General features: G+C 69.0%; 25 protein-coding genes. 10 read left to right on the top strand and 15 right to left on the bottom strand.

All coding sequences use genetic code 11. The features are described 5' to 3' along the window. Positions 1–23: 23 nt before the first annotated feature. From DQW50_RS05060 to DQW50_RS05010, 11 genes are all read right to left on the bottom strand, one after another. A complete protein-coding gene (locus DQW50_RS05060; protein WP_112078211.1) occupies positions 24–563 on the bottom strand; it encodes a CBS domain-containing protein in 540 nt (179 codons plus the stop codon). A 49-nt stretch (positions 564–612) separates the two neighbouring features. Next, positions 613–993 carry a DUF555 domain-containing protein gene (locus DQW50_RS05055; RefSeq protein ID WP_112078210.1) on the bottom strand — a complete coding sequence of 127 codons (381 nt, stop codon included), beginning with the start codon at positions 991–993 and terminating at the stop codon, positions 613–615. A 128-nt stretch (positions 994–1,121) separates the two neighbouring features. Then, positions 1,122–2,114 carry an isocitrate/isopropylmalate family dehydrogenase gene (locus tag DQW50_RS05050; protein ID WP_112078209.1) on the bottom strand — a complete coding sequence of 331 codons (993 nt, stop codon included), beginning with the start codon at positions 2,112–2,114 and terminating at the stop codon, positions 1,122–1,124. Further along, positions 2,115–2,813, bottom strand: a complete 699-nt coding sequence (gene leuD / locus DQW50_RS05045; protein WP_394338570.1) for a 3-isopropylmalate dehydratase small subunit — start codon at positions 2,811–2,813, stop codon at positions 2,115–2,117. Continuing rightward, the gene (gene leuC, locus DQW50_RS05040; protein WP_112078208.1) at positions 2,810–4,231 is read right to left on the bottom strand and encodes a 3-isopropylmalate dehydratase large subunit; all 1,422 of its coding nucleotides are present in this window, start codon (positions 4,229–4,231) and stop codon (positions 2,810–2,812) included. Before leuC ends, leuD begins: the two co-directional genes overlap by 4 nt. Next, positions 4,231–5,283 (bottom strand): ketol-acid reductoisomerase, encoded by a 1,053-nt coding sequence (gene ilvC, locus DQW50_RS05035; RefSeq protein ID WP_112078207.1) that lies wholly within the window; start codon positions 5,281–5,283, stop codon positions 4,231–4,233. Before ilvC ends, leuC begins: the two co-directional genes overlap by 1 nt. A gap of 6 nt (positions 5,284–5,289) precedes the next feature. Beyond that, positions 5,290–5,958: an acetolactate synthase small subunit gene (ilvN, locus tag DQW50_RS05030; RefSeq protein ID WP_112078206.1), complete on the bottom strand. Its 669-nt coding sequence runs from the start codon at positions 5,956–5,958 to the stop codon at positions 5,290–5,292. Beyond that, on the bottom strand, positions 5,955–7,787 hold the full coding sequence (ilvB, locus tag DQW50_RS05025; RefSeq protein WP_112078205.1) for a biosynthetic-type acetolactate synthase large subunit: 1,833 nt from the start codon (positions 7,785–7,787) through the stop codon (positions 5,955–5,957). Before ilvB ends, ilvN begins: the two co-directional genes overlap by 4 nt. A gap of 505 nt (positions 7,788–8,292) precedes the next feature. Continuing rightward, on the bottom strand, positions 8,293–9,450 hold the full coding sequence (locus tag DQW50_RS05020; protein WP_198664620.1) for a LeuA family protein: 1,158 nt from the start codon (positions 9,448–9,450) through the stop codon (positions 8,293–8,295). Between the two features lie 229 nt (positions 9,451–9,679). After that, entirely contained in the window at positions 9,680–9,991 is a 312-nt protein-coding gene (locus DQW50_RS05015; RefSeq protein ID WP_112078203.1) for a hypothetical protein, read from the bottom strand. Positions 9,992–10,510: 519 nt separating this feature from the next. Continuing rightward, on the bottom strand, positions 10,511–11,053 hold the full coding sequence (locus DQW50_RS05010) for a carboxymuconolactone decarboxylase family protein (RefSeq protein ID WP_112078316.1): 543 nt from the start codon (positions 11,051–11,053) through the stop codon (positions 10,511–10,513). Positions 11,054–11,196: 143 nt separating this feature from the next. Between DQW50_RS05010 and DQW50_RS05005 the strand changes: the two genes are divergently transcribed. Together DQW50_RS05005 and DQW50_RS05000 are read left to right on the top strand one after the other, a co-directional pair. Next, a complete protein-coding gene (locus DQW50_RS05005; RefSeq protein ID WP_112078202.1) occupies positions 11,197–12,126 on the top strand; it encodes a 1,4-dihydroxy-2-naphthoate polyprenyltransferase in 930 nt (309 codons plus the stop codon). After that, positions 12,126–13,235: a mandelate racemase/muconate lactonizing enzyme family protein gene (locus DQW50_RS05000; protein ID WP_112078201.1), complete on the top strand. Its 1,110-nt coding sequence runs from the start codon at positions 12,126–12,128 to the stop codon at positions 13,233–13,235. Before DQW50_RS05005 ends, DQW50_RS05000 begins: the two co-directional genes overlap by 1 nt. A gap of 40 nt (positions 13,236–13,275) precedes the next feature. On the opposite strand, the gene DQW50_RS04995 is transcribed toward DQW50_RS05000, so the two are convergent. Then, complete coding sequence (locus DQW50_RS04995) at positions 13,276–13,827, bottom strand: hypothetical protein (RefSeq protein ID WP_112078200.1); 552 nt, start codon at positions 13,825–13,827, stop codon at positions 13,276–13,278. A 63-nt stretch (positions 13,828–13,890) separates the two neighbouring features. Next, on the bottom strand, positions 13,891–14,259 hold the full coding sequence (locus DQW50_RS04990) for a hypothetical protein (RefSeq protein ID WP_112078199.1): 369 nt from the start codon (positions 14,257–14,259) through the stop codon (positions 13,891–13,893). 134 nt (positions 14,260–14,393) lie between these two features. On the opposite strand from DQW50_RS04990, the gene DQW50_RS04985 reads away from it, so the two are divergent. Beyond that, entirely contained in the window at positions 14,394–17,072 is a 2,679-nt protein-coding gene (locus DQW50_RS04985) for an AAA domain-containing protein (protein WP_112078198.1), read from the top strand. A gap of 31 nt (positions 17,073–17,103) precedes the next feature. Here the strand turns inward: DQW50_RS04985 and DQW50_RS04980 are convergent, their stop codons facing one another. Continuing rightward, complete coding sequence (locus DQW50_RS04980; protein ID WP_112078197.1) at positions 17,104–18,174, bottom strand: alanine--glyoxylate aminotransferase family protein; 1,071 nt, start codon at positions 18,172–18,174, stop codon at positions 17,104–17,106. A gap of 131 nt (positions 18,175–18,305) precedes the next feature. Between DQW50_RS04980 and DQW50_RS04975 the strand changes: the two genes are divergently transcribed. Continuing rightward, entirely contained in the window at positions 18,306–19,187 is an 882-nt protein-coding gene (locus DQW50_RS04975) for a YqcI/YcgG family protein (RefSeq protein WP_112078196.1), read from the top strand. After that, on the top strand, positions 19,180–19,758 hold the full coding sequence (locus DQW50_RS04970; RefSeq protein WP_112078195.1) for a cysteine hydrolase family protein: 579 nt from the start codon (positions 19,180–19,182) through the stop codon (positions 19,756–19,758). Before DQW50_RS04975 ends, DQW50_RS04970 begins: the two co-directional genes overlap by 8 nt. A 104-nt stretch (positions 19,759–19,862) precedes the next feature. Here DQW50_RS04970 and DQW50_RS04965 read toward each other — a convergent pair whose 3' ends face one another. Further along, on the bottom strand, positions 19,863–21,053 hold the full coding sequence (locus tag DQW50_RS04965; RefSeq protein ID WP_112078194.1) for a PLP-dependent aspartate aminotransferase family protein: 1,191 nt from the start codon (positions 21,051–21,053) through the stop codon (positions 19,863–19,865). Between the two features lie 101 nt (positions 21,054–21,154). On the opposite strand from DQW50_RS04965, the gene lipA reads away from it, so the two are divergent. The 5 genes from lipA (at position 21,155) to DQW50_RS04940 (ending at position 26,411) form a co-directional block, all read left to right on the top strand. Then, a complete protein-coding gene (gene lipA, locus DQW50_RS04960; RefSeq protein WP_112078193.1) occupies positions 21,155–22,093 on the top strand; it encodes a lipoyl synthase in 939 nt (312 codons plus the stop codon). A gap of 191 nt (positions 22,094–22,284) precedes the next feature. After that, positions 22,285–23,406, top strand: coding sequence for a branched-chain amino acid ABC transporter permease (locus tag DQW50_RS04955; RefSeq protein ID WP_112078192.1), 1,122 nt, complete (start codon positions 22,285–22,287; stop codon positions 23,404–23,406). After that, complete coding sequence (locus DQW50_RS04950) at positions 23,403–24,728, top strand: branched-chain amino acid ABC transporter permease (RefSeq protein ID WP_112078191.1); 1,326 nt, start codon at positions 23,403–23,405, stop codon at positions 24,726–24,728. Before DQW50_RS04955 ends, DQW50_RS04950 begins: the two co-directional genes overlap by 4 nt. Continuing rightward, complete coding sequence (locus DQW50_RS04945; protein ID WP_112078190.1) at positions 24,721–25,608, top strand: ABC transporter ATP-binding protein; 888 nt, start codon at positions 24,721–24,723, stop codon at positions 25,606–25,608. The genes DQW50_RS04950 and DQW50_RS04945 overlap by 8 nt, the downstream gene beginning before the upstream one ends. Next, positions 25,605–26,411: an ABC transporter ATP-binding protein gene (locus DQW50_RS04940; protein WP_198664611.1), complete on the top strand. Its 807-nt coding sequence runs from the start codon at positions 25,605–25,607 to the stop codon at positions 26,409–26,411. The genes DQW50_RS04945 and DQW50_RS04940 overlap by 4 nt, the downstream gene beginning before the upstream one ends. Positions 26,412–26,437: the final 26 nt, after the last annotated feature.

Below are 26,437 nucleotides of genomic sequence, written 5' to 3'. Positions count from 1 at the left end.
CCCGATGACGCCCGAAACGCCGTCTACGACAGGTGGGCGGCGATGTCGGCCTCGGTGATGATCCCGACCGTCTCCCCGCCGTCGGTGACCATCACTGCCTTGTAGTGGTCAAGCAGGTTGCGGATCTCGTCGACGGTCGCGGTCGGCGCGACCGTGGGGAACGACTCGCTCATTACCTCGCTGACCGGGTGGTCCCCGACGTTCTCGCCCGCGTGGACCACGTCTCCCTGGCTGATCGAGCCGACGGGGACGCCGTTCTGGAGGACCGGGAGCTGGGAGTACGCCTCCCGCTCCATCAGCTCGACCGCGTCGCTCACGGCGTCGTCCGGGGCGACGCTGATCACGGTCTCGTTCATCAGGTCGGTCGCACGCACGACCTCCCCTTCGGCCTCCTGGAGGGCGTTCACGATCCGCCGTAGCGTCGAGAGTCGCGGGTCGACGTCGCCCCCCTCGATACGGGCGATGAGCGGCTGTGAGACGCCTGCGGCGTCCGCGAGGGTGCTCTGCGTCAACTCGAGCGACGTCCGTCGTTCGCGCAGGTCCTGTGGCGTCGGAAGCTCCATACGGCTAATAACCTCTGGTTATTAGAAAAGCTTTCGCCGGGCGGGTCGGTCAGCGGGCGTCGCCGTCCGCCTCCTCGTCCTCGTCGGCCTCGGTCTCGATCACCTCGATGACTTCGAGCGGGACGTCCCGAAGCGCGCTGCCGACCTCGCTTTTCGCGATCCGTTCCGCGTGCTCCTCGCTGTCGGCGTTGAAGACGTCGATCTCCAAGAGGAGCCCGACGAGCGCCGTGTTCGCGGCCAGGAAGGCCGCGTCGAACGGCTCCCCGCAGGCGGGACAGCCGGTGACGCCGGGTTCGACCTCGACGTACTGTTTGTCCGTCTCGTTGAGTCGCTTTCCGGCCTCGCTGACCGCGACGCCGATGGCGTCGTCGGTCTCCTCGACGTCACGAACCAACCAGGCAGCTTCCATCGCGACCGCGTAATTGCTCATACGCGTTTCAGGGGCTGGAGGGTTTCGTCTCTTGTGGTTCGTCCGTGCTCGTCCGCCCGGGCGGGCGAAGGTGCGTCGGAGGCCGATCGCGAACCGCGTCGGTCGCCGGCCGCGTCGTCGTCGTTGAGCTACAGTTGGTCGACGATCGCCGCGGTGACCGCCTCCGTCGTCGCGTCCCCGCCGAGGTCGCCGGTGCGGGGGCCGTCGGACAGCACCGACTCGACCGCGGTCCGGACCCGGCCGCCCTCCTCGGCGTAGCCGAGGTACTCGAGGAGCATGGCCGCGGACAGGACCGCAGCCGTCGGGTTCGCGATCCCCTCGCCGGCGATGTCGGGCGCGGTGCCGTGGACCGGCTCGAACAGGGCGTTGTCGTGGCCGACGTTCGCGGAGGGAAGCAGGCCGAGCCCGCCGACGAGCCCGGCGGCCAGATCGGAGAGCACGTCGCCCGCGAGGTTCGGACAAACGACCACGCCGTACCCGCTCGGGTCGAGCGGGAGCTTCGTCGCGAACGCGTCCATCAGCTCCTCATCGGCGTCGACGCCGCGTTCCTCGGCGACGTCGAGTACTTCCCGTCGAAAGCGTCCGTCCGTCTCGCGCATCACGTTCGACTTGTGCGCCACCGTGAACCCGTCGCGGTGGTCCGGTCCGCGGCCGTCCGCGACGAACTCGCAGGCGAACTCGGCGAGCTCGCGCGATGCCGAGGAGGTGACGACGCGCGTCAGCGTGGAGAGGTCCTCGGAGAGCCGGTCCTCGTGGCCGGCGTAGACGCCCTCGGTGTTCTCTCGGAGGAAGACTACGTCCGTCTCCGGACGCAACGCGTCGACGCCGGGGTACGCCCTCGCGGGGCGGACGTTCACGAAGGAGTCGACCGCGTCCCGCAGGGGCAAGATCACGTCCGCGGCGGTCTCGCCCGCCGCACCGAACAGCGTCGCGTCCGCGCCCGCGACCAGTTCGTACGTCTCCGCCGGGAGCGCCTCGCCGGTGGCCTCCTTCACGGCGTCGCCGGCGTCCGCCTCGGCGAACTCGAAGCCGAGGTCGAACGATCCGAGCACCTCCACGGCTGACGGAACGACTTCCTGGCCGATACCGTCGCCCTCGATGACGACGATCTCCTCGGCCATTCAGTCGTCCCCCACGGCTCCCTCGCTCGCGGCGTCGTCGGCCGGCACGTGGTCGTCGGGAACGTACGGCAACGAGCGTGCCGTCGCCTTCACGGCGTCACCGTTCGCGCCCATCAGCGCCGTCGTGTCCCAGACCCCCTCGACGAGCGCCTTTCGCTGGGCTTCGCTGACGTCGGCGTCGACCGTCTCGTCGCCGTACGTCACCGTTTCGGCCTCGACGTCGATGTCGATCTCGGCGTCTGGGTTCTCCTCGACGAAGTCCTGTAACGCCTCGATGGACTCGGTGTCGGCGGTGACCGTCGGGATCCCCAACGCGAGGCAGTTGCCCGCGAAGATCTCCGCGAACGACTCGCCGACGACCGCGTCGATCCCCCAGCGCATCAGCGCCTGCGGGGCGTGCTCGCGCGAGGACCCACAGCCGAAGTTGGCGTTGGCCACGAGGACGTTCGCCCCTTTGTACTTCTCCTCGTTGAACGGGTGGTCCTTCTCGTTGTCCTCGTCGTCGAACCGCTGGTCGAAGAAGGCGAACTGCCCGAGGCCGTCGAAGGTGACGACCTTCATGAACCGCGCCGGGATGATCTGGTCGGTATCGATGTCGTTCCCGCGAACCGGGATCCCGGTCCCGGACACGTGTGTCACCCGCGCTGCGGGCGCCTCGCCGTCCGCGAAGCCGTCGTGGTCGATGTCGGCGTCGCTCACGCGACGGTCACCTCCTTCAGTTCGCGGACGTCGGTGACCTCCCCGGTCACCGCCGCGGCCGCGACCATGATCGGACTCATCAGCACGGTCCGCCCGTCCTTCGACCCCTGTCTGCCGACGAAGTTCCGGTTCGAGGAGGAGGCGCTCGCCTCGTCCCCCTCCAGCTGGTCGTCGTTCATTCCGAGACACATCGAACAGCCGGGGTCACGCCAGTCGAACCCGGCATCCGTGAACACCTCGTCGAGCCCCTCGGCCTCCGCGGCCCGCTGGACGCGCTGGCTACCGGGGACGACCATCGCGCGGACGTCCTCGTCGACCGTTCGACCCTTGACGAACGCCGCAGCCTCCCGCAGGTCCTTCAGACGAGCGTTCGTACACGACCCGAGGAAGGCCACGTCGATCTCGTAGCCCTCCATCGTGTCGCCGGGCTCGACGCGCATGTGCTCCTGCGCTCGCCGGGCGGTGTCCGCCTTGTCGGCGGGCAGGTCGTCCGGGTGTGGGATCTCCTCGGTGATGCCGATCCCCTGGCCGGGCGTCGTGCCCCAGGTGACGACCGGCTCGATCTCGGAGCCGTCGATGGTGACGACGTCGTCGTACTCGGCGTCGTCGTCGGAGGCGATCGACTCCCAGTAGGGCTTCAGCTCCTCGAACTTCTCGGGGTCGTCGGCGAAGGCGTCCGTCCCCTCCAGCCACTCGTAGGTCGTCTCGTCCGGGTTGACGTAGCCCGCACGCGCGCCGCCCTCGATGGACATGTTACAGATGGACATCCGTCCCTCCATGCCGAGGTTCTCGATCGCCTCGCCGGCGTACTCGTACACGTACCCGACGCCGCCGTCGGTCCCGAGCTTCCGGATGATGGTGAGGATGACGTCCTTCGCGGTGACGCCCTCGCCGAGCTCGCCCGTGACCTCGATCTTTCGGACCTTCTGTTTCTCCATGGCGACGCAGCCGGTGGCCAGCACGTCACGGATCTGTGAGGTACCGATCCCGAACGCCAACGCCCCGAACGCGCCGTGCGTCGAGGTGTGTGAGTCGCCACAGACGATCGTCATGCCGGGCTGGGTGAGCCCCTGTTCCGGACCGATGACGTGGACGATCCCCTGGTTGCCGGAGTCGGGATCGGAGAACTCGATCCCGGAGCCCCGGACGTTCTCCTCGAGTTCAGCCATCATGTTCTCGGCGGCCTCGTCCGCGTACGGTCGGTCGCGGTTCCCGGTCGGGACGATGTGATCCACCGTCGCGTGCGTGCGTTTCGGGAAGGCGACTTCGCGGTCGCGCTCCTTCAGCATACCGAACGCCTGCGGGCTCGTCACCTCATGAACGAGGTGGAGGCCGACGAACAGCTGGTCCTGACCGGTCGGCAGCGCCGTCACCTTGTGCCGGTCCCACACCTTGTCGTACAGCGTCCCCTCTCCCATCAGGCCTTCACCTCGGCCGTCTCATCCTCGTCTTCCTCCTCCTGCCAGGCGAACAGGCCGCGCAGCTCCTCGCCGACTTCCTCGATCTCGTGGTTCTTCTCGGCGGTCCGGAGCTGGGTGTAGGAGGGCCGTCCGGCCTGGTTCTCCGCGATCCACTCGCGGGCGAACTGGCCGTTCTGGACCTTCTCTAAGATCTCCTCCATGTTCTCGCGGGCGTGCTCGTCGACGACGACGTCGCCCTGCGTGAGCCCGCCGTACTCGGCCGTGTCGGAGACCGAATCCCACATGCCGCCGAGCCCGTCCTCGTACATCAGGTCGACGATGAGCTTCAGCTCGTTGAGACACTCGAAGTACGCCATCTCCGGGGAGTAACCGGCGTCGACGAGCGTCTCGTAGCCCTGCTTCACGAGCGAGGTGACGCCGCCACAGAGCACCGCCTGCTCGCCGAACAGGTCCGTCTCCGTCTCCTCGCGGAACGTCGTCTCGACGACGCCCGCGCGGGTACAGCCGATCGCGGCCGCGTACGCGAGCCCCTCGTCGTGAGCCTCGCCCGTGGCGTCCTGATAGATCGCCAACAGGCCCGGCGTCCCCTCGTCGTTCTCGTAGTTCCGGCGCACGAGGTGGCCCGGCGACTTCGGCGCGACCATCGTCACGTCGACGTCCTCGGGCGGCTGGATCTGGTTGTAGTGGATGTTGAACCCGTGCGCGAACTGGAGCGTGTCACCCGCCTCCAGGTTCGGCTCGATCGCGTTCTCGTAGACGTCTGGCTGGACGGTGTCGGGCACGAGCACGCTCACGATGTCGGCCTCCGCGACCGCGTCCGCGGGGGTCTCCACGCGGAGCCCGTCGCCTTCGGCAGCCTCACGCGAGGAACTGTCCTCGCGGAGGCCGACGACCACGTCGACCCCGCTGTCGGCGAGGTTCTGTGCGTGCGCGTGGCCCTGCGAGCCGTAGCCGAGGACGGCAACCGTCTTCTGGATGATCGCCTCGCTGTCGGCGTCGTCGTCGTAGTATACTGTCGAATCGAACGTCTGAGTGTCGTCTTCCGTCATTGTGTGTTACTGGGTGGGTGTGGTCGGTTCGCCGGCCGTTCCGGGTTTCTCTCCTGGCGCGGTGGGGATGTTCCCCCGTGCGAGCGCGGTCTGACCGGTACGGGCGATCTCGATGATCCCGAACTGGTCGAACGCGTCGATCGCGTCGTCGATCTTCGACTCGTCGCCGGTGAGCTGCACCGTGATCGTCTCCGGCCCGGCGTCGAGCGCCTCGCCGTCGTACATCTCCGCGATCGCGTGGACTTTGTCCGGCTCCTCGCCGTGGACCTTCAACAGGACGAGTTCGGACGTGACGGCGCTGCCGGAGACTTCGCCCACGGAGATGACAGGTTTCAGCTTCGCCATCTGTTTTTCGATCTGGTCGATCCCCGGGTCGGTCTCCTCGACCACCATCGTGATCCGCGAGTGACCCTCGACCGTCGTCGGCCCGACCGTCAGGCTCTCGATGTTGAACTGTCGCCGGGAGACGAGCCCGGAGACGCGCGCGAGCACGCCGGGTTCGTCCTCGACTAGCGCGGAGATGACCGCGCGCCGCGAGTCGTGCTCCGCCTCCACGACGGGGTCGATCCGGTGGCCCTCGAGGTTGCGGCGGCCCTCGGGCTGTGGACGCTCGTCAGGGGCCGGCCCCGGCATCCTGCCACTGCTCACACCGCTCGTCCGTTCCTGGTCGCTCATAGCTGATCCTCCGCCAGCGCGAACCGGCCGTTCGCTCCGCCGCTCGGCACCATCGGCAACACGTTCTCCTCGGGGTCGACGTGGAAGTCGATCACCGCGGGACCGTCGTACGCGAGCGCCTCCTCGACTGCCGGGGCGACCTCGTCGTAGCCGTCGACGCGGATCCCGAGCGCGCCGAACGCCTCCGCGAGCTTGTCGAACTCCGGCATCCAGTTGTAGTCGGACGCCATGTGTCGCCCCTCGAAGAACGCGTCCTGCCACTGCCGGACCATCCCGATGTACTCGTTGTTGAGCACCGCGAACGTGATGTCGAGGTTCTCCCGGACCGCGACGGACAGCTCCTGCATCGTCATCAAGAAGGAGCCGTCGCCGTCGAAACACACCACATCGCGGTCGGGTTCCCCCATCGTGTCCGCGGCGACGCGCGCGCCGATCGCGGCCGGGACGCCGTACCCCATCGTGCCCAGTCCGTGCGAGGAGACCCACGTTCGGGGCTCCGTGTACGTCCAGAACTGGGAGGCCCACATCTGGTGTTGGCCGACGCCGGTCGTCACGATGGTGTCGTCGTCGGTCGCCTCGTCGAACGCCTCGACGACGAACTGCGGCTTGAGCGGCTCGTCCTCGGGCGTCGCGTACGTCATCGGGTACGTCTCCTTCCACTCTCGACACTGCTCGCGCCACTCGTCCGCCTCGGGCGCCCCGTGGATCGCCTCGAACAGCTGGTCGAGGACGGTCCCGGCGTCGCCGACCAACGGGTAGTCAGCGTACACGTTCTTCGAGATCTCGGCCGGGTCGATGTCGACGTGGACGACCTCGGCCTCCGGCGCGAACGTGTCGATCCCACCCGTCAACCGGTCGTCGAACCGGGTGCCGACCGCGATCAGACAGTCGGTGTGGGTGATCGCCATGTTGGCGTAGCCGGTGCCGTGCATGCCCGCCCACGACAGCGACAGCTCGTCGTCCTCCGGGAACGATCCGATCCCCGGCATGGTCGTCGTCACGGGGATCTCGTAGGTGCGCGCGAACTCCCGTGCGGCCTCGCTGGCCTCCGCTTTGATAACGCCGCCGCCGAACAGACAGAGCGGCCGGTCGGCGTCCTCGATCGCGCGGGCGGCCGCCTCGACCGCGTCCTCGCGAGCGTACGGGTCGGGGTCGGTCCCCGCGGGCGCCTCCGCCGCCTTCGGCGTCTCCTCCGTGTCGTCGAGGGTGACGTCCTTGGGGAGGTCGACGAGCGTCGGGCCGGGCCGGCCGACCGTCGAGAGCGCGAACGCCTCGCCGACCACGTCGCCGACGGAGTCCGCGTCACCCGCGAAGTAGTTGTGTTTCGTTATCGGGCGGGTGACCCCGACCGTGTCGGTCTCCTGGAACGCGTCGTTGCCGACGAACTCCGTCGGCACCTGGCCGGTGAGCGCCAGCATCGCGTCGCTGTCCATGTCCGCGTCGGCGATGCCGGTGACGAGGTTCGTCGCGCCCGGGCCTGACGTGGCCAGACAGAGTCCGGGTTCGCCGGAGACGACGCCGTACGCGTCGGCCGCGTGGGCCGCGCCCTGCTCGTGAGCCATCGTCAGGTGGCGGATCGACGAGCCGTACAGCGCGTCGTAGACGGGCATGATCGCCCCGCCCTGAACGCCGAAGGCGGTCTTCGCGCCGGCGGCTTCGAGGGCGGCGACGACCGACTCCGCACCGGTCGACACCTCGGTCAGTTCGCCGTCTGGTCGGTTCTCCTCGCCGGCCGGCTCCGCAGTGTCCGGGCCGTCCGCGTCGGCCGGACCGGACGCCGGCTCGGCGTCGGGGTCGTCCTCTCGTTGGTGTGCTGCTGAATCGCTCATCGTGTGTGGTGTGTGGGTATCTCTCGGGTTCGAGCGTCGATCGGTACGGACGCGGGGCGCGTCGCCGGGCTACCGTCGAAGGTCGACGGTTCGTCGGCGGTGCGTCCGCGTCCGTCGGTACGTCGGATCGGTGAGGAAGTGGTGTTGTAGGGGATCAGACCCCTACGATGGCTACAGCGACGGCTCCCGACCGGATCCGCCCCGCGCGGGTGGACGATAACCGTCGCATTCGATCCGAACCCACGTGACCCGCCTATAAATTCCTGTCGACGCGCGCGATCGACGCGCCGACCCGTCGACGCGACCCGGGCGTCCGGCGTGGATCCGTCAGGCGTGGACCCGTCAGGCGTGGGCCCGTCGATCGACGGGCCACCGCCGGCCGACGGGCCACCGCCGACCGACAGCTCGCCGCCAGTGCCGTGTCCGGTGGATCGGGTCGGTCCCGTCGGCCCGGGCGAGGCGTTCGGCAGTCGCTGGCGGATCTCAACGACGACGGGGGAGGCCATCAGATCCGGACCTCCTCGCGTTCGATGCCGGCCTCGCGGGCGAACCGCTCGACGTCGCCCGCGGTCACCTGCCGCTTGCCGGAGCCGTACTCCTTTACGCGCTTCGTGATCTCGCGGACCTCCCCGTCGGTGGGGTCGAATCCGGCCTCGACCAGGTGTTTGCGCACGCTGTGGGTGCCCGTGTGTTTGCCGAGCACGAACTCGCGTTCCGCACCGACCATCTCGGGTGTCATCACGCCCGTCTCGAACGTGTCCGCGTTCTCGATCACGCCCGCAGCGTGGATGCCCGATTCGTGGGCGAACGCGTTCCGTCCGGTGATTGGCTTGTTCGCCGGCACCGGGATGTCCGAGGCGTCCTCGACGATCCGGGCCAGCTTCGTGATCTGGGTCGTGTCGATGCCGGTGTCGACGCCGTACACCGACTCGACCGCCATCACGACCTCCTCGTAGGCCGCGTTGCCGGCGCGCTCGCCGATCCCGTTGACCGACACCTGCGCCTGCTCCGCGCCGTTCTCGAAGCCCATGACCGCGTTCGCCGCGGCCATCCCGAAGTCGTCGTGGGTGTGGACGTCGACGCGGGCCTCCGTCGCCTCGACGACCGCCTTCACCGTCTTTCCGAAGCTCGTCGGCATCGCGACGCCGCACGTGTCCGGGATGTTGATCCAGTCGGTGCCGGCCTCGCCCACCGCCTCGACGATCTCCGTCAGGTAGTCGGGGTCGGTCCGCGTGGCGTCCATCGGGGAGAACATGCACTCGACGCCGGCGTCTTTCACCTGCTCGACGGCGTCGATCGCGCGTTCCTTCGCCTCCCTGCGGGTCGCGTGCATGGAGTCCTCGAGTTGGACGTCGCTCGTCGAGACGAACACGTGGACCATCTCGACGCCGGAGTCGAGGGCCGCCTCGATGTCGCCCTCGACGACGCGGGCGAGCCCACAGACGGTCGTGTCCGTCGCAGCGGCGATGTCGCTCACGGCCTCGAACTCTGCCTCGGAGTTCACCGGGAACCCGGCCTCGATGACGTGGGTCCCCATGTCGTCCAGCGTCGCCGCTATCTTGCGTTTCTCGTCGTAGCTGAACGAAGTACGTGGTGACTGTTCTCCGTCTCGTAACGTCGTGTCGAAGATCCGTACAGGACCGATTTCGATGTTAGAAGCTATCGTGCCCTGGAAGAACTCGATCCGCCGGGGTGTCCGACGAAGCCTCCGTGATGTCTGTCATCGACTGACAGCAGAACGTTTGTCTACTTAAGGATTACGTCCCGGATCGGATCCGATCGTTCGATCACTCACTAGCGCGCTCGCGACGAGGAGCGTGAATATCGCACGGAGAGACGGTAGCTACCGGATGATCGAGCGGAGAACGAAATCGAGAGAACTTGAAATCGAGTTACATTCCCATGTCGGCCGCAGCCGCCGGCACGGGGAGGTCGTGAACCCCGACGCCGAGCAGTTCGGCGGCGTGATCGAGCGCCATGTCGAACCCGTAGTACCGCTCCAGTTCGTCGCCGTCCGGCCCCGTCCGGACCTTGAGCATGGCGTATCCCTCGCGGTTCTGTGCGACGGTCGCCGTCCCCCCGTCCGCGGTGAACGTGAGCAGTCGCTCGGCGTCCGTCTCCTCGTAGCGGGCCGTGATGCCGTCGGTCTCGGCGGTCGTCGCTGGGTCCGGTTCGGTGTGATCCGACTCCGTGGTGTCCGTCATACGCGACGTTGATTCCGAATCCAGTCGTATCTGTCGGTCCGGATCAGTCGGTCGCTGGAGCGTGCTCGTAGTATCGGTCGTGTGATCGAGGATACGTCGTTGTTGGCGCGGTGAAGGCGACTTCGGAGACCACCTCCAAAGCCCCAGCCGCGAGGCGGGCGCACGCTCGTTGCGGTCCTCGGTCGCTCGCTGTGCTCGCTCCCTGCGGTCCTTACGTCACCTGCGCCCGCCTCGCGGCTACCCCTTTGAATCCCGCCCCGCCCCGCACCGCCCCGCACCTCACACCTCCCCAGCCTCGTCGACCGGCCTCCGCGTCGCTCCGGCCGGTCGACTCCCTCGTACGGGCTCCTCGTGCCCCTCCGGGGCACTCGGAGGCGCACGCCACCGCACTACAAGTGATGGTTGCTTCGGCTGTACTGACCGACTGGGAACGGAAACGGTCGATTCTTGACTGTTTCAACGAAGCCGTCCGGACCGTTTCGGTTCGGATCGCCTCGACACGCTGCGTTGATCCCCCCCTCACCGCGGGTCCCACCCGTGGAACGACGACCCCGACTCCAACTCGAGGTCGAACGCGCGGATGAGCCCGCCGAGCGCGGCGTACCCCTGCGCGGTGGCGGCGATCCCGACCAGCTCCGCGTCGTCGTACAGCGCCGCGATCGACTCGTGGGTGACGGCGTCGACGTCACCCTCGACGACCGCCCGGACGTACTCCACGAGCGTCCGCTCGTCGCCGTCGAGCGCGCTCAGGTCGCCGGTCCCGATCCCGGCGACGACCGCGTCGTCGATGCCGACGTCGCGCGCAATGTTGACGTGCTGGTGCCACTCGTAGCGGTTGTCTATCGTGGCCGCCGTCGTGAGGATGGTGAGCTCCCGCTCGCGGTCCGAGAGCCCGCTGTCGTGCCACAGCGAGCGCAAGAACGCCCGCATCCCCGCGAGCACCGCCGGGTTGTTGCCGAGCGAGCGGTACACGTTGAGCGGCTTCCCCTGGAGAACCGACTCCAGTAGCTGCTCGTGTTCGTCCGGGACGTCCGACGCCTCGACGTACGGAACGCGTGCCATGCTCCCGGAGCGGACCCGCGACGGGTTAGCTGTACGTGATTCGGCCGCGTTGGCCGCGACTCGACGGGAGTCGACGCCGACGACGTGGCGAACGCCCGCCACCGATGGGAAGCTTAACGGGCGGGACACCCCAAGCGTCGGTAATGGCTACGGAGGTGTCGCGTCGGCGGGCGTGGGTGATCGCCGCGCGACCGCAGACGCTTCCCGCGGCGGCCGCTCCGGTGATCGTCGGCGTCGGGCTCGCGATCGGGGCCGGCGTGTTCGCCCCGCTCCCGGCGCTCGCGGCGTTCGTCGGCGCGGCGCTGATCCAGATCGGGACCAACTTCGCGAACGACTACTACGACGCGATCCAGGGCGCGGACACCGACGACCGCGAGGGGTTCACCCGCGTCGTCGCGAGCGGCCTCATCGAGCCGCCGGAGGTCAAACGCGCGATGTGGCTGACGTTCACAGCCGCGATCGGCGTCGGCACGTACCTCGTCTACGTCGGCGGCGTCCCGATCCTCGTCGTCGGGCTCGCGTCCGTCGCTGCGGGGATCGCCTACACCGGCGGCCCCTACCCGCTGGGATACCACGGGCTCGGCGACGTCTTCGTCTTCGTCTTCTTCGGGCTGATCGCCGTCACAGGGACCTACTACGTCCAGACAGCGGCGTTGCTCGGCGGGGCGTTCCCGCTGTGGGTCCCCGCGGGAACCGTCACCCTCCCGGCCGTCGTCGCCAGCCTGCCAGTGGCCGCGCTCTCGACGAACATCCTCGTCGTCAACAACGTCCGGGACCTGGAGGAGGACGCCGAGACGGGCAAGCGGACCCTCGCCGTCCGGTTCGGCTACCGGTTCTCGCGGGTCCAGTACGTCGGCCTGCTCGCGCTCGCGTACGCGACACCGTTCTGGTTCTACGCGAACGGGACGGGTCTCGCCGTCCTCCTCCCGCTCTCGACGATCCCGCTCGCGGTCGGCGTCGCCCGAACCGTCCTCACCGAGACGTCCGGGGAGGCGCTCAACCCGGCGCTGGAGTCGACGGGGAAACTGCTCGCAGCGTACGCCGTCGCCTTCGCCGTCGGCCTCGCGGTCTGATGCGGCTCCGTCCGTTCTCGCTGGCGCTCGCGAGCCCCCTGCGGACAGCCCGGGCGGAACTGACCGAACGGGCGGGCTTCCTCGTCGGGATCGGGGATGACGGAGGCGACGACGCCGCGCCCGGTGTAGACGGATCGTCCGCCGCCGGGCTCGAGACGGCGCCCGCGACCGGGATCGGCGAGGCGACGCCGCTTCCAGGCTGGACCGAGTCGCCGTCGGCGTGTGAGCGCGCTCTCCGCGAAGCGGCTGCGGAGCCCGGCGGTCCGAGGACTGCCCTCGCCGGTCTCGACGCCGGGGAGACCCCCGCCGCCCGCCACGGGCTCGCGCTCGCGCTCGACGACGCGGCCGCCCGTGAGGTCGGGGAGTCGCTGGCCTCCCGCCTCGCCGACCGGTCCGGGCTCCCGGCACCGGCCGACTCGGTGCCGGTGAACGCCACGATCGGGGACGGCACCCCGGAGGCGACGGCGACCGCCTCGGAGCGCGCGGTCGCGGACGGCTACCGCTGTCTGAAGGTGAAGGCGGGCGCGCGCCCGCTGGACCGGGACCTCGACCGGCTCCGGGCGGTTCGGCGAGCGGTCGGCCCGGCGGTGGACCTCCGCGTCGACGCGAACGGCGCGTGGGACCGCTCCAGCGCGCGTCGGGCGCTCGAGCGCCTGAAACCGCTCGACCCAGCGTACGTCGAACAGCCGCTTCCGGCGACTGACCTCGCCGGGGCTACCGCTCTCCGTGCGGAGAGCGACGTGCCGATCGCGGTCGACGAGTCGCTCACAGAACACTCGATAGCGGAGGTGCTGGCGGCCGACGCGACCGACGTGGTCGTTATCAAGCCGATGGCACTCGGCGGCCCCGACCGTGCGCTCGACGCGGCGGTCCGGGCCCGCGAGGCGGACGTCGAGCCGGTTCTCACGACGACGATCGATCCCGTGGTGGCACGGACCGCGGCCGTCCACGTCGCGAGCGCGGTCCCCGACGTCCTCCCCTGCGGGCTCGCGACCGGCGGATTGCTGGACGAGGACCTCGCGCCGGATCCGTGCCCGGTCGTCGACGGTCGGATGGAGGTGCCCGACGGTCCGGGGATCGCGGGCGACGCGTTCGACGGGGTGGTCTGAGCGGAGGTCGTCGGACGTCTGAGTGAGGGTCGTCGGACGCCTAGTGGAACCCGCGGCCCACGTCGTCCTCGTCGATCAGGTCCTCGAGCTCCGCCGAGAGCAGTTCCTCCGCCTCCTCGAAGGTGTCGCCGAGCTCGTCGAGCTCGTCCGGCCGTCCGTCGAACGCGTAGTCCATGGGGCCGAACGCGGGCGAGTCGATCGCCTCCATCACGTCCTCGAAAAGGTGCTCGGGTTTCGTGGGCGCCTCGGCGTGGACCTTCAGCGTCTCCTCCAACCGGGTGGCCACGTCCGTCGCCTCGCCTTCGTCCTCCGGCGGCGTCCGCAGGGCGAACCGCCCCGGCGAACCCTCGTCGGGTAACAGCGGGTCGAGCTCGTCGTCGACCTTCCGGGCGACCCGGGTGCCCACCCCCCGGAGGTCGCGCGGGTTCTTCGCGTACGTCTTCAGGTGGTAGACGCCGACGCTCGGGTGTCCGAAGTAGAGGTCCTCGCCGAGCCCCCCGCGTCGGGAGCCGGCGACGGCGCGCCAGCCGTCCGGGTCGGTCGAGTCGCTCGCGACGTCCGCGAGAACGTCCTGCCAGTCGCGTACGCGCATGTCGACGGTACCTTACGACGGAGCCCGCATGAGCGTGTCGGTCGCGGCGACCGCCGGCCCGCCTCAGCGCTCGTAGACGGGCTTTCGTTGCTCACGGGAATAGGAGTACGACTCCCACGCGATCAGAAGCGAGCCGCCTATCAGGAAGAGGTACGCGAGCGGTGCGTCGGCCCCGGCGATCAGGTCGACCGACCCCCAGAGCACGAAGACGCCGTACAGGGCGATCCGGAAGCGGGCCGTGTCGTATCCTTCCCGGAACGTCCCCCAGACCACGACCGCTGAAATGTAGAGGCTGACGAGCGCGTCGCCGACGGCCGCCGTTCCCGCGGTCTCGATCCGGAGGTACGCGCTCACCACGGACAGCACAGCCAGCAGGACGACGAACCCGACGACGAGTGGTCGCCCGTATCGGTCGGACAGCGAATCGCTCATGTCCGCCCTCACGCGGCGAGGAGTAAGGAACCCTCGGGTTCGATCCCCCGAACAGCGCCGATCGGTCCACCCGAACAGCGCCGATCGATCCCCCACACCGACAGCGTTTTTCGCCGTCGCCGAGGAGGGTTGCCGTGAACGTTCGGGGACCGATCGTCTCCGTCGGGGAGACGCGGACGGTGTCGACGTCGTACGGCGAGCGCGAACTCCGCGAGGTCCGGGTCCGGCCGGAGCGCGGCGCCGGCGACCCGGTCGACGTGACCCTGTGGGGCGACTGGGCCGAGACCGGCGAGCACGCCGAACCCGGCATGGAACTGCTCGTCGTCGACGCCGAGCGGGACGACTACGGCGGGGAGACGGGATACGCGACGACCGGCGACTCGTGGGTCGTCCTCGAGCCGGACTTCCTCGTCGACGTGACCGGGATCCGGTCGTGGGTCCAGTGCCCGCGGATGTACTACCTCAACAAGCTCTCCGGGATCCCACTCAACTACCCCGTGGTCAAGGGGACGGTCGTCCACGAGGTGTTCGGCGACCTGCTCCGCGGGATGGACCTCGAGGCGTCCGTGACCGACCGCGTCGAGGAAGCGGGGCTCGAACTCGGCCTGCTCGGCTACGAGACCGCGGAGGTCGAAGACGAGGTCCGACGCAACGCCGCCGCCATCGAGGGCTGGCTCGCACAGGGCACGCTGACCGACGAGGACACCTGGCGGTCGGAGTTCACGCTCCTCTCGCCGCGGTTCGGGCTAAAAGGGCGCGCCGACGCGCTGCGACGCGGGACCCCCGTAGAGCTGAAGACGGGCAAGAACACGAACCGGGAGCCGCGGTTCCAGGACAAGGTCCAGGCAGCCTGTTACGCGCTCATGCTCGCCGAGCGCGGCGTCGACCCCGACATCGGGACCCTGTTGTACACCAAGAACACCGCCCTCGACCGCAACGAGGCGTCGGGCGACCTCGCGCCGGCCAAGGAGTTCACCGTCGGCGACGGCCTGTTGAAGTTCGTCGTACGCGAGCGCAACGCGCTCGCGGCGATGGAGTGGCGCGCACTCAACGACCCCGGCGAGCGCCCGACGGTGCCCACCGGCTACGAGGCGGACGCGACCTGTGCCTACTGTTTCGAGCAGGACACCTGTATGGTCGTCTCCGGCCGTCTCGACCAGGAGTCGAAGGCGGGGCAGGTCGGGTCGCCCGTCCCGCAGGAGGAGCGGGACTACTTCGACCGGTTCTACGTCGCCATCGAGGAGGAGCGCCGCGAGACACACGCCGAGTACCGGAAGCTCTGGGATCAGACCCCCGAGGAGCGCGCCGACGACGACCGGGCGCTGATCGACCTCGAACCCCTCTCGCGGACCGAGATCGACGACGGCCGCTGGGAGCTTCGCGCCCGCAAGCCGGGCGACGCGGTCTCGAAGCTCCGCGAGGGCGACGTGGCGCTCGCGAGCGACGGCGACCCCGTCACCGGCCACGCCGAGCTCGGACGGATCCGGGAGTTGGGCGAGGAGGTCGTCGTCGAGACCGACGAGCCGGTCGACCTCCGACGGCTCGACGTCTACCCCTCCGAGATATCGGTGGACCGCATGCTCACCGCCCTCCACGACGCGGTGCTCAAGGGCGACGAGCGACGGAAGGACGTGATCTTCGGCAGACGCGAACCGGCGTTCGTTACTGCCGACGACCCCCCGACCTACATCGACAACAACACAGCCCAGAACGAGGCGGTCGGGCTCGCGGTCGACGCCGAGGACTGCGCGCTGATCCACGGCCCGCCGGGGACGGGCAAGACGTACACCATCGCGCGGACGATCCGCGCGCTCGTCGCCGACGGCAACCGCGTGTTGCTCTCGGCGTTCACGAACCGCGCCGTCGACAACGCCCTGGAGGCGCTCCGCGACCAGGGGTTCGACGATGTGCTACGCGTGGGGTCGGAGACCGGGGTCCGCGCCGACATGCAGGACGTGCGGCTGATCGAGCGCGGCGATCCCAACGAGAAGGCTGTAGAGCTGCGTGACGCGCCCGTCGTGGCGGCCACGACCGCGGCCTGCGGCTCCCGAATCATGCGCGAGTGCGAGTTCGACGTGGCGCTCGTCGACGAGGCCTCACAGCTCACGGAGCCGAGCACCCACGCCGCGATCACGCTCGCGGACCGGTTCGTGCTCGTGGGCGACCACGAGCAGCTTCCCCCGGTCGTGAGAGCGGAAAACGACCTGGCGACCTCGCTCTTCCAGCGGCTCATCGAGCGGTATCCCGACGCGAGCGTGATGCTCGACCGGCAGTACCGGATGAGCCAGCGGATCCAGGCGTTCGCCTCCGCCGAGTTCTACGACGGGGCGCTACGTCCCGCGACCCCCGGCGTGGCCGGCCAGCGGCTAGACGACCTCGGTGTCGACTCCGACGCGCTCGCGCCCGAACTGACCGGCGGGGTGGGGTTCGTCGACCCGGCAGGCGAGCGCGACGGCAACCGTAACGTCCGGGAGGCGGAGCGCGTCGCGGGGATCGTCGACGCCTACCTCGCTGCCGGCGTCGACCCGGACGACGTGGGCGTGATCGCGCCGTTCCGCGCGCAGGTGGCGGAGATCGGTCGCCGAACGGACGTGACCGTCGACACCGTCGACCGGTTCCAGGGCTCCTCGAAGGAGGTGGTCGTGGTCTCGTTCGTCGCGACCGGCGACCTCGACGGGCCGATCTTCGAGGACCACCGCCGGGTGAACGTCGCGCTCACCCGCGCGAAGAAACAGCTAACGCTGGTCGGCGACGCCGAGGCGCTCGCCTCGGACCCCTTCTACGGGCGGATGCTCGAGTGGGCGCGTCGGTGATCGACCGCCGGAGGGACGGTAGACACGACCGTCACAGCACCACAGCGAGCGCGTCCATCGTCTCGTCCACGCGTTCGACGCGCGCGGCGTGGCCCATGTGCCCGACGCGCAACACGTCGTCGGCGAGGTCGCCGAGGCCGGTCGCGACGAGCACGTCGTGCTCCTCGTGGAGTCGGTGTTGGAGTTCCTCGGCCCGCCCGGGAACGTCGAAGGCAGTCACGGTGGGCGACGCGCGCTCGGGGTCGGAAAACGGCTCCAGCCCGAGCTCCGCGCCGCGCTCGCGACAGCGCGCTGCGGCCGCCTCGTGGCGCGCGTAGACGTCGCCGAGCCCCTCGTCGAGGAGGAGCGAGAGCGCCTCCGACAGGGCGACGACGTTCGTCGTGAGGTGGGTGTACGGAAACCCCTCGTCGGTGTCGCGCCACGGGAGGAAGTTCGTGTACAGCGAGTGCGGGTCGCGCGCCTCCATCGCCGTCCACGCGCGGTCGCTGATCGCGGCGGTGGTGAGCCCCGGCGGCGCGCTGAAACACTTCTGGGAGGCCCCCAGACAGACGTCGATCCGCTCCGTCGGGACGGGCGTCCCGCCGAGCGAGGAGACGGCGTCGACGACCGTGAGTACCTCCCGGTCGGTCGCCTCGAGCCGGTCGAGCGCGGCGTCGATGTCGTTCAGCGTCCCCGTGGGCGTCTCACAGTGGACCATCGTCGCGAGGTCGAAGTCTGCGTCGTCGGCCGCGAGCACGGTCTCGAGGTCCTCGAGCGGGAGCGGCTCGTCGTAGGGAGCGTTGACCACGGTCGCCTCGCCGCCGTACGACTCGACGAAGTCGGCGAAGCCGTCGCCGTAGAGCCCGTTCGACAGGCACACCACCTCGGTTCCGGGCTCGACGAGGGAGGCGACTGCGGCCTCCAGGCCCAGGATCCCCTCGCCGCCGGGGACGACGACGTCGTGTGAGTCGACCCCGTCGACCCCGTACACCGTCGACAGCCGGTCGACCAGGTCGTCGTAGATCCTCAAAAAGGCGGGGTCGACGTCGGGGTTGATCAGCTCACGGCTCATCGCGTCGCGGACGGGTTCTGGGACCGCGGTCGGCCCCGGCGTCATGAGCATACGTCGTCACTCGTGGGCGACTTCATAAACGCCCCGGCGGGACGGGACGAGGGTGTGGCGACCGGATCGTATCGCTCCCACGGCGTGGGTCCCGCCGAAAGCCAAAAGCCGGTCGCCGACCGAGTACGCCCATGAACGAGCCCGGTACCGAGGGCGTGCTGTTGGACCAGGAGACGCTCCACGATCGGCTCGAGGACGCCCCCGACTGGCTCGCGGAGCACTACCGCACGTTCCGCGAGTCGATGCTCGGCGAGCGCGACGGGTCGCCGTTCCCCTGCTACTTCGGGATCGAGGTCGAACGCGAGGGCGACTTGTTGTACACAGCGTGCGAGTCCACGAGCGACCCCGCTGTACTCCTCCGGTTCCGCGACGTCCTCCTCGAGTACCTCGAGAGCTATGCGGACCACGCGGACCGCGCGCCACTGGCGGTCTTCTTCGCGCCCTTCGGGGAGGACGCCACGGAGGCCGACTACCACGAGGCGCTCTGGCACGTCCTCGAGTTCCTCCACGTCCACGACCCCGAGCCGTGGCCCGATTCGATTCCGACCGACCCCGACGACCCCCACTGGGAGTTCTGTTTCGGCTGTGAGCCGCTGTTTCCCACCTCGCGCGCCCCCTTCTACGACGACCGGATGAGCCGCTACTCGCCGGTCGGCCTGGAGGTCACCTTCCAGCCGCGCGCGGTCTTCGAGGGGATCACGGCGGACACCGAGGCCGGCGAGCGCGCCCGCGACGCGATCCGTTCACGGATGGAGGCGTACGACGGGGTCTGTCCGCACGCCGACCTCGGCGACTGGGGCGTCGAGGGCGACCGCGAGTGGACGCAGTACCTCTTCCGCGAGGACGACGCGGAGAGCCCCGCGGAGTGCCCGCTCGACCCGACCCGCGAGCACCCGAAGGCACCCGCCGAACTGCTCGAACGCGGCGCGTGGCGGCGCTTCGCCGGCTCGAACACGGACTCGGACGGCGCGGAGGGATCGCCGGCGACCGTTCTGGGGGTCGGCGATGACTGACCGCGTCGGCTCCGGGGAGGCGCACTCGCTCCCCGACGACACCGTCCTGCTCCTCGTCGACTTCCAGACCGGCTTCGACGAACCCGGGTGGGGCGAGCGCAACAACCCCGACGCGGAGGCGGTCACAGCCGACCTGCTCTCGCGCTGGCGCGCCGCCGACCGCCCGATAGCGCACGTCCGCCACGCCTCGACCGAGCCCGAATCGCCGCTCCGGCGCGACGCGCCGGGGTTCGCCTGGAAGGCCGAGACCGCGCCCGCCGACGGCGAGGTGACCTTCGAGAAGTCGGTCAACGGCGCGTTCCTCGGGACCGACCTCGACGACTGGCTACGCGATCGCGGCCACGACACGCTCGTCGTCTGCGGGCTCACCACCGACCACTGCGTCTCGACCACCGTCCGGATGGCTGAGAACCGCGGCTACGACGTGTACCTCGTCGCCGACGCGACCGCGACCCACGAGCGCGAGGCCCCCGACGGGGAGCGGATCGACCCCGAGACGTCCCACCAGGTCGCGCTCGCGCACCTGAACGGGGAGTTCGCGCGAGTGGTCGACGCCGCCGACATCGAGTGACCACAGCCGACCCTGGTGACCTCGGTCGACGTCGGATGACCGCGGCCGACGTCGTCCGGCCGTTCCCCGGCCTCGAAGGACCCGGCCCTCAAAGGACCCGGCCCTCAAAGGTGCTGTAACCCCCGCTCCAGGTCGGCGATCAGGTCGTCCGCGCTCTCCGTGCCGATCGGTGCCCGGATCAGCGAATCCGTGATTCCGGACGCCAGCCGCTCCTCCTCCGGCACGTACGAGGCCGACATGCTCGCCGGATGTTCGATCAGCGACTCGACGCTCCCCAGGCTGACGGCTAGGGTGAAGAGATCGAGCGACTCGACGAACGCCCGCGCCTCTGCAGCCTCGCCGTCGACCTCGAAGGAGACGACGCCGCCGAAGCCGTCCATCTGACGGACGGCGAGGTCGTGTTGGGGGTGGCTCTCGAGACCCGGGTAGTGGACCGCGGTGACCGCCGGGTGGTCCGAGAGGAACTCGGCGACGCGCGTCGCGTTCGTCTCGTGTTGACGCATCCGGAGCGGGAGGGTCTTGCTCCCGCGGAGGACCAGGTAACAGTCGAAGGGGGACAGCATCGCGCCGAGGGCGTACTCCTGGACGAACCGGATCCGCTCGGCGAGGGCGTCGTCGTCCGTCACGACCGCGCCGCCTATCGAGTCGGTGTGCCCGTTGAGGTACTTCGTCGTGCTGTAGACGGACACGTCGGCGCCCAGAGAGAGCGGCCGTTGGAAGTACGGCGTCGCGAAGGTGTTGTCCACGGCCAGCAGGGCGCCGTGCCGGTCGGCGATCCCGGCGATGGCCTCGACGTCGCACAGCTTCAACAGCGGATTCGTCGGCGACTCCATCCAGCACAGCGCCGTCTCGGCGGTGACCGCGTCGGCGACGACGTCCGCGTCGGTCGCGTCGACGTACTCGACGGTCACGTCGAAGTGCTCGGCCAGGTACTCGTCGAAGAGCACCTTCGTTCCGCCGTAGATGCCGTCGAACGCCACGACGTGGTCGCCCGATTCGAGTACGGTCAGACACGTCGTCGCGATGGCGGCCATGCCGGAGGCGAACGTCATCGCGTGGTCCGCACCGCTCAGCGTCGCGACGCGACGGTCGAGGGCTGTGCGGGTCGGGTTCCCAAGTCGGGAGTACTTGTATCCGTGGCTCGGGGCGCCGGCCTCGTCCATCGCGAACGTCGACGACAGGTGGACGGGCGAGACGAGGTCGCCGGTACCGCCCGGCCCGAGGTCCGGTTCCTCGCCCGCGTGGATCGCTTCCGTCTCGAAGTCGTGATCCGCACGCTCCGCGGGGTGGTCCATACGTTCACACCGTGGAGGGGGGTCATATAGCTTCTCCGGCGACGACGGGATCTCGGGCGGGCGACCCGCACGTTTTTCCGCTCGCCGCCCGAGGGTTCGATATGCAACGCGGCCGGCGGAAACCGGACTGGTTGAAGTCGCGTCCCCCTTCCGGGAGCCGGTTCACGGAGATCAAGGAGACGCTCCGCGATCGGGACCTCCACACCGTCTGTGAGGAGGCCAACTGTCCGAACATGGGCGAGTGTTGGTCGGGCCGGAACGGGCCGGGCACGGCGACGTTCATGCTCATGGGACATCGCTGCTCGCGGGGGTGTAACTTCTGTGACGTCGAGACCGGCGGGATGGAGCCGCTGGACCCCGAGGAACCCGAGAACGTCGCGGACGCGGTCGCGGAGATCGGCCTCGAGTACGTCGTCCTCACGTCGGTCGACCGCGACGACCTCGCGGACGGCGGCTCCGCCCACTTCGCGGAGACGATCCGCGCGATCAAACGGCGTGACCCGGGCATACTCGTCGAGACGCTGATCCCCGACTTCGGCGGCGACCCGGACGCGGTCGACCGGATCGTCGACGCCGGCCCCGACGTGATAGCCCACAACGTCGAGACTGTCGAGCGGCTCCAGTGGCCGGTGCGCGACCGCCGGGCGAACTACGAGCAGTCGCTGTCGGTCCTCGACCGGGTCGACCGTGAGTCCGATATCCACACCAAGACGAGCCTCATGCTCGGCGTCGGCGAGTACCACCACGAGGTGTACCGGACGCTCGGCGACCTCCGGGAGGTCGGCGTCGACGTCGTCACCTTCGGGCAGTACCTCCAGCCGTCGCGGTCGCACCTCGACGTCTTCGAGTACGTCCACCCGGACGTCTTCGAGACGTGGCGCGAGGTGGCCGAGACGGAGTTCGACTTCCTCTACAGTGCGTCCGGGCCGATGGTCCGGTCGTCGTACAAGGCCGGCGAGCTGTTCATCGACGCGCTCGTGCGCGAGGGGCGGTCCGCCGAGGACGCCAGACGGCGGGCGCGGGCGGCCGGCGGAGACTGACGGGAGGAGTTGAACGGAACGGGTGTCGGCGGGAGGAGGTCGCCGTCGTCGCGGTCGACGATGGGACCGTTCCCGAGACGAGAGACGTTTCGCGACCGTCAGCTGTGAGCGACGTTCTCGGTTCCGACGTCCGTCGAAACAGCGAATTATTTACCTCTCCATATCGGAGCCAGCGATAGTGAGACGTACACATGGGAACGACTGATCCGTCGATCGTCGACGCAGTGCGGACCCGACCGGGGATCCTCCTCGTCGCTCTGGTCGGCGGGCTGCTCCTCGTCGATCTCGCGGCGAAGCTCGCGGGAGTCACGGTCGGTCCGATCGGCGGGGCCCTTTCCGCGGACCGGCTCGGCTCGAACCTCTGGAACGGGCTCGTGATCGGGCTCGTGATCGGGCTCGCCGGGATCGGACTCTCGATGACGTACAGTATCCTCTCGTTCGCGAACTTCTCGCACGGAGACCTCGTCAGCACGGGGGCGTTCACCGGTTGGGGGGTCGCCTTCCTGATCGCCGGCTTCGGCGACGTGCCGGTCCGCGCGCTGGTGACCGTTCGGGACGCCGGGGACGTGAGCGCCGGTGACATCGGCGCACATATCCTCACGGCGCCGGTGGCGATACTGATCGGTCTCGTCGTCGCCTTCACGGTCACCGCAGTCGTCGCGCTGGCGCTCGATCGTGCCTTCTACAAGCCGATGCGGGACCGCGACGGGATCTCGATCCTCATCGCGTCGATCGGCGCCGCGCTGGTCGTCAGGTACGTCATCCAGTTCGTCTACGGCTCCGACCGACGGGGCGTTACGGCGAGCGTCGACGCGTCGAACCTCGCGTTCGGCCCGCTCGGCCTCTCGATCAACGCCCACGAGTTGACCATCGTCGTCGCGGCCGTCGGGCTCATGCTGGCGATGCACTTCATGCTCCAGCACACGAAGCTCGGCACCGCGATGCGGGCGATGGCGGACAACAAGGACCTCGCGTTGATCACCGGCATTCCGGCCGAGCGCGTCGTCACCGCCACGTGGATCATCGGCGGCGGGCTCGCGGGGGCCTCCGGCTACCTCTACGTGTTGCTCCGGGGGACGATCCAGTTCGACTTCGGCTGGCTGCTCCTCCTCCTCATCTTCGCTGCCGTGATCCTCGGCGGCATCGGGTCGGTGTACGGCGCGATCGCCGGTGGGGTCGTCATCGGGGTCGTGTTCACGACCTCGACGATCTGGATCCCCTCGGACTTCAACGAGGCCGCCGCATTCGCCGTGATGATCACCATGCTCCTGTTGCGTCCAGAGGGCCTGTTCGGAGGTGTGACGACCGCATGAGCGACGACTCGTCCCGTCCGAAAGACACGGAGGCACCCGAGAGCGCGACGACCGCCCTGTTCGAGGCCGCGCGCCGCAGCGACCTCGGGCTTATCCTCGGGACGCTGCTACTCGTCTACCTCGTCGCGGCCCTCCTCACCTTCACTGACGGACTCAACAGCGTCGTCGGCCTGATGCGAACCCTGACGTTCCTCGGGCTGGTGTACGCCCTCTCAGCGCTCGCGCTGAACCTCCAGTGGGGATACGCCGGACTGTTCAACATCGGCGTGGCCGGGTTCATGGCGCTCGGCGTCTACACGATGGGAATCGTCGTCCGATCGCCGGACCCGGCGTTCGGTCCGCCCGGATTCGGGCTCCCGTTGCCGGTCGGCATCGTCGCCGGCATGCTGGTCGCCGCGTTGGTCGGCCTGATCGCGGCGCTCCCGGCACTCCGGCTCAAGGCCGACTACCTCGCGATCGTCACCCTCGGCATCTCGGAGATCGTCCGGCTATTCCTCCAGTCCAGCGCGTTCGACGCGTTCCTCCGGGACACGCTCGGCGTCGGAACCGGCGGCGGCAGCGGGATGGGGATGCCACGGAACCCGGTCCGCGAGCTCTTCCTCGTCGACGGTCAACGCGGTACCCCGACGGCACTCGGCGACCTCGTCTTCGGTGTGTTCGGTGCCGGGGGGCTCGGCATCTCCAACTCGATCCTCATCGACTTGGGGTACATCGTCGTCCTCGCCGGCTTCGTGATCGGGTTCTTCGTGCTTCTCGAACGGCTCGGTCGCTCCCCGTTCGGTCGGACCCTCAAGGCGATCCGCGAGGACGAACTCGTCGCGGATTCGCTCGGGAAGGACGTGAACCTGATCAAGATCAAGGTGTTCGTTATCGGCTGTGCGCTGATGGGGCTGGCGGGGATCCTCTGGTTCGGCAGCCAGGGCAACGTCTCGCCGACGCCGCAGTTCATGCCTCTCTTGACCTTCTACGTGTTCATCGCCGTCATCATCGGCGGGTCGGGGTCGAACGCCGGCGCGGTTCTCGGTGGGATCGTCTTCGCGACGGTGCTGTTCGAGGGGCCGCGACGCGCCGGGGCGACGGTGCGCGACGTCATCGACGCCGAGACGCCGGCCTCGTTCGCCGACGCGGTGGCCACGCTCGACCCGACGGCGTTCCTCGCGTTCGCGACCGACAACATCGCGCCGCTCCAGTTCGTCCTCCTCGGGCTGATACTCGTGTTCATCATCCACCGACGACCCGACGGCATTCTCGGCGACCGGATCGAGACGGCCGCGGCCGTCGACCTCTCCGAACGTCCCAGCGAGGGTGAGGTCGATGAGTAGCGACGTCCCGGACGCGTCCGACGTCGCCGAGGCGGCGGACGCGGCGACGCCCGGCGACGAACCGGAGGCGAACGACAGCGAGGTCGAAAAGGCGGCCAAGCACACGCCGTCAGGCGTTCCGCTCCGCGTCGAGGGGCTCGTCAAGCGGTTCGGCGGCGTCACCGCCGTCGACGGGGCCACCTTCGAGGTCGAACAGGGGTCGTTGACCGGCCTGATCGGTCCGAACGGCGCCGGAAAATCGACGACGTTCGACTGTATCACCGGCGTCCACGAGCCGACGGCGGGAAACGTGTACTTCAAAAGCGAAGACGTCACGGGACTGAAGCCGTACCAAATGGCGCGCAAGGGCCTCGTCCGGACCTTCCAGATCGCCCGCGAGCTGGAGGAGATGACCGTGCTGGAGAACCTGATGCTCGCCCCGAAGGGACAGATCGGCGAGTCGGCGATCCGATCGGTCACGCCGGGTCTCCGGGGCGAGGTGGTCGAACAGGAGAAGGCCATCCGCGAGCGTGCCTGGGAGACGCTCGACTTCTTCGAGATCGACCACCTCGCGAACGAACATGCGGGGAACCTCTCCGGCGGGCAACGGAAGCTCCTCGAGATGGCCCGCGCGCTCATGACCGACCCCGAGATGGTCCTGCTCGACGAGCCGCTGGCGGGCGTCAACCCGACGTTAGAGGAGAAGTTGCTCGATCGGATCCACCGGCTTCGCGCGGACGGGTACACGTTCCTCCTCGTCGAACACGACATGGACGTCATCATGAACAACTGCGAGCACGTCATCGTCATGCATCAGGGAACCGTCCTCGCCGAAGGGACCGGCGAAGAGATACGGAACGACGAACGCGTCATCGAGGCGTACCTGGGGGAGGACATATGAGCGCCGAGGACGCCGGCGAGACGTCGAGTGCCCCCGACGACGCGACACCCGCCGACGGCGACGAAGGGGTCGCGGGAACGTCACACACGCTCGAGGGCGACGCCATCCTCCGGCTTCGCGACCTCGACGCCGGGTACGGCGACCTGCAGATCCTCTCCGATGTCGACCTCGACGTCGGAGAGGGGGAGTACGTCACCGTCGTCGGTCCCAACGGTGCGGGGAAGTCGACGGTAATGAAGACGGTCTTCGGGCTCACGACGTACATGGACGGGGTCGTCGAGTTCGAGGGCCAGCCGATCCAGGGGCTCGCACCCGAGCAGATAATCCGCGAGGGGATCGGGTTCGTCCCCCAGACCGACAACGTGTTCCCCGGCCTGAGCGTGCGCGAGAACCTCGAGATGGGCGCGTACATCCTCGAAAGCGTCCCGGAGGACCGGATCGAGGAGGTCTACGACCGCTTCCCGATCCTCCGGAGGCGGAACGATCAGAAGGCGGGGACGCTCTCCGGCGGCCAGCGCCAGATGGTCGCGATGGGGCGGGCGCTCATGCTCGATCCGGACCTGCTGTTGCTCGACGAGCCGTCGGCGGGGCTCGCGCCCGACCTCGTCGCCGACATGTTCGATCGGATCGACCGGATCAACGAGGGCGGGACCGCGGTCCTGATGGTCGAACAGAACGCGAAGGAGGCGCTACGCCGCTGTGACCGCGGTTACGTGCTCGTTAACGGCGAGAACCGCTACACCGACCGCGGCGACGTACTGCTTACGGACGAAGACGTGCGGAAGGACTTCCTCGGCGGGTAGCTCGGTCGCCTGCGCGTTCGCTCCCG

Origin of the sequence: Halorubrum sp. 48-1-W (genome assembly GCF_003287355.1) — an archaeon.
GTDB lineage: Archaea > Halobacteriota > Halobacteria > Halobacteriales > Haloferacaceae > Halorubrum.
Note: the sequence above shows the minus strand (reverse complement) of the source record. Positions and strands in the feature narration are given on the sequence as shown.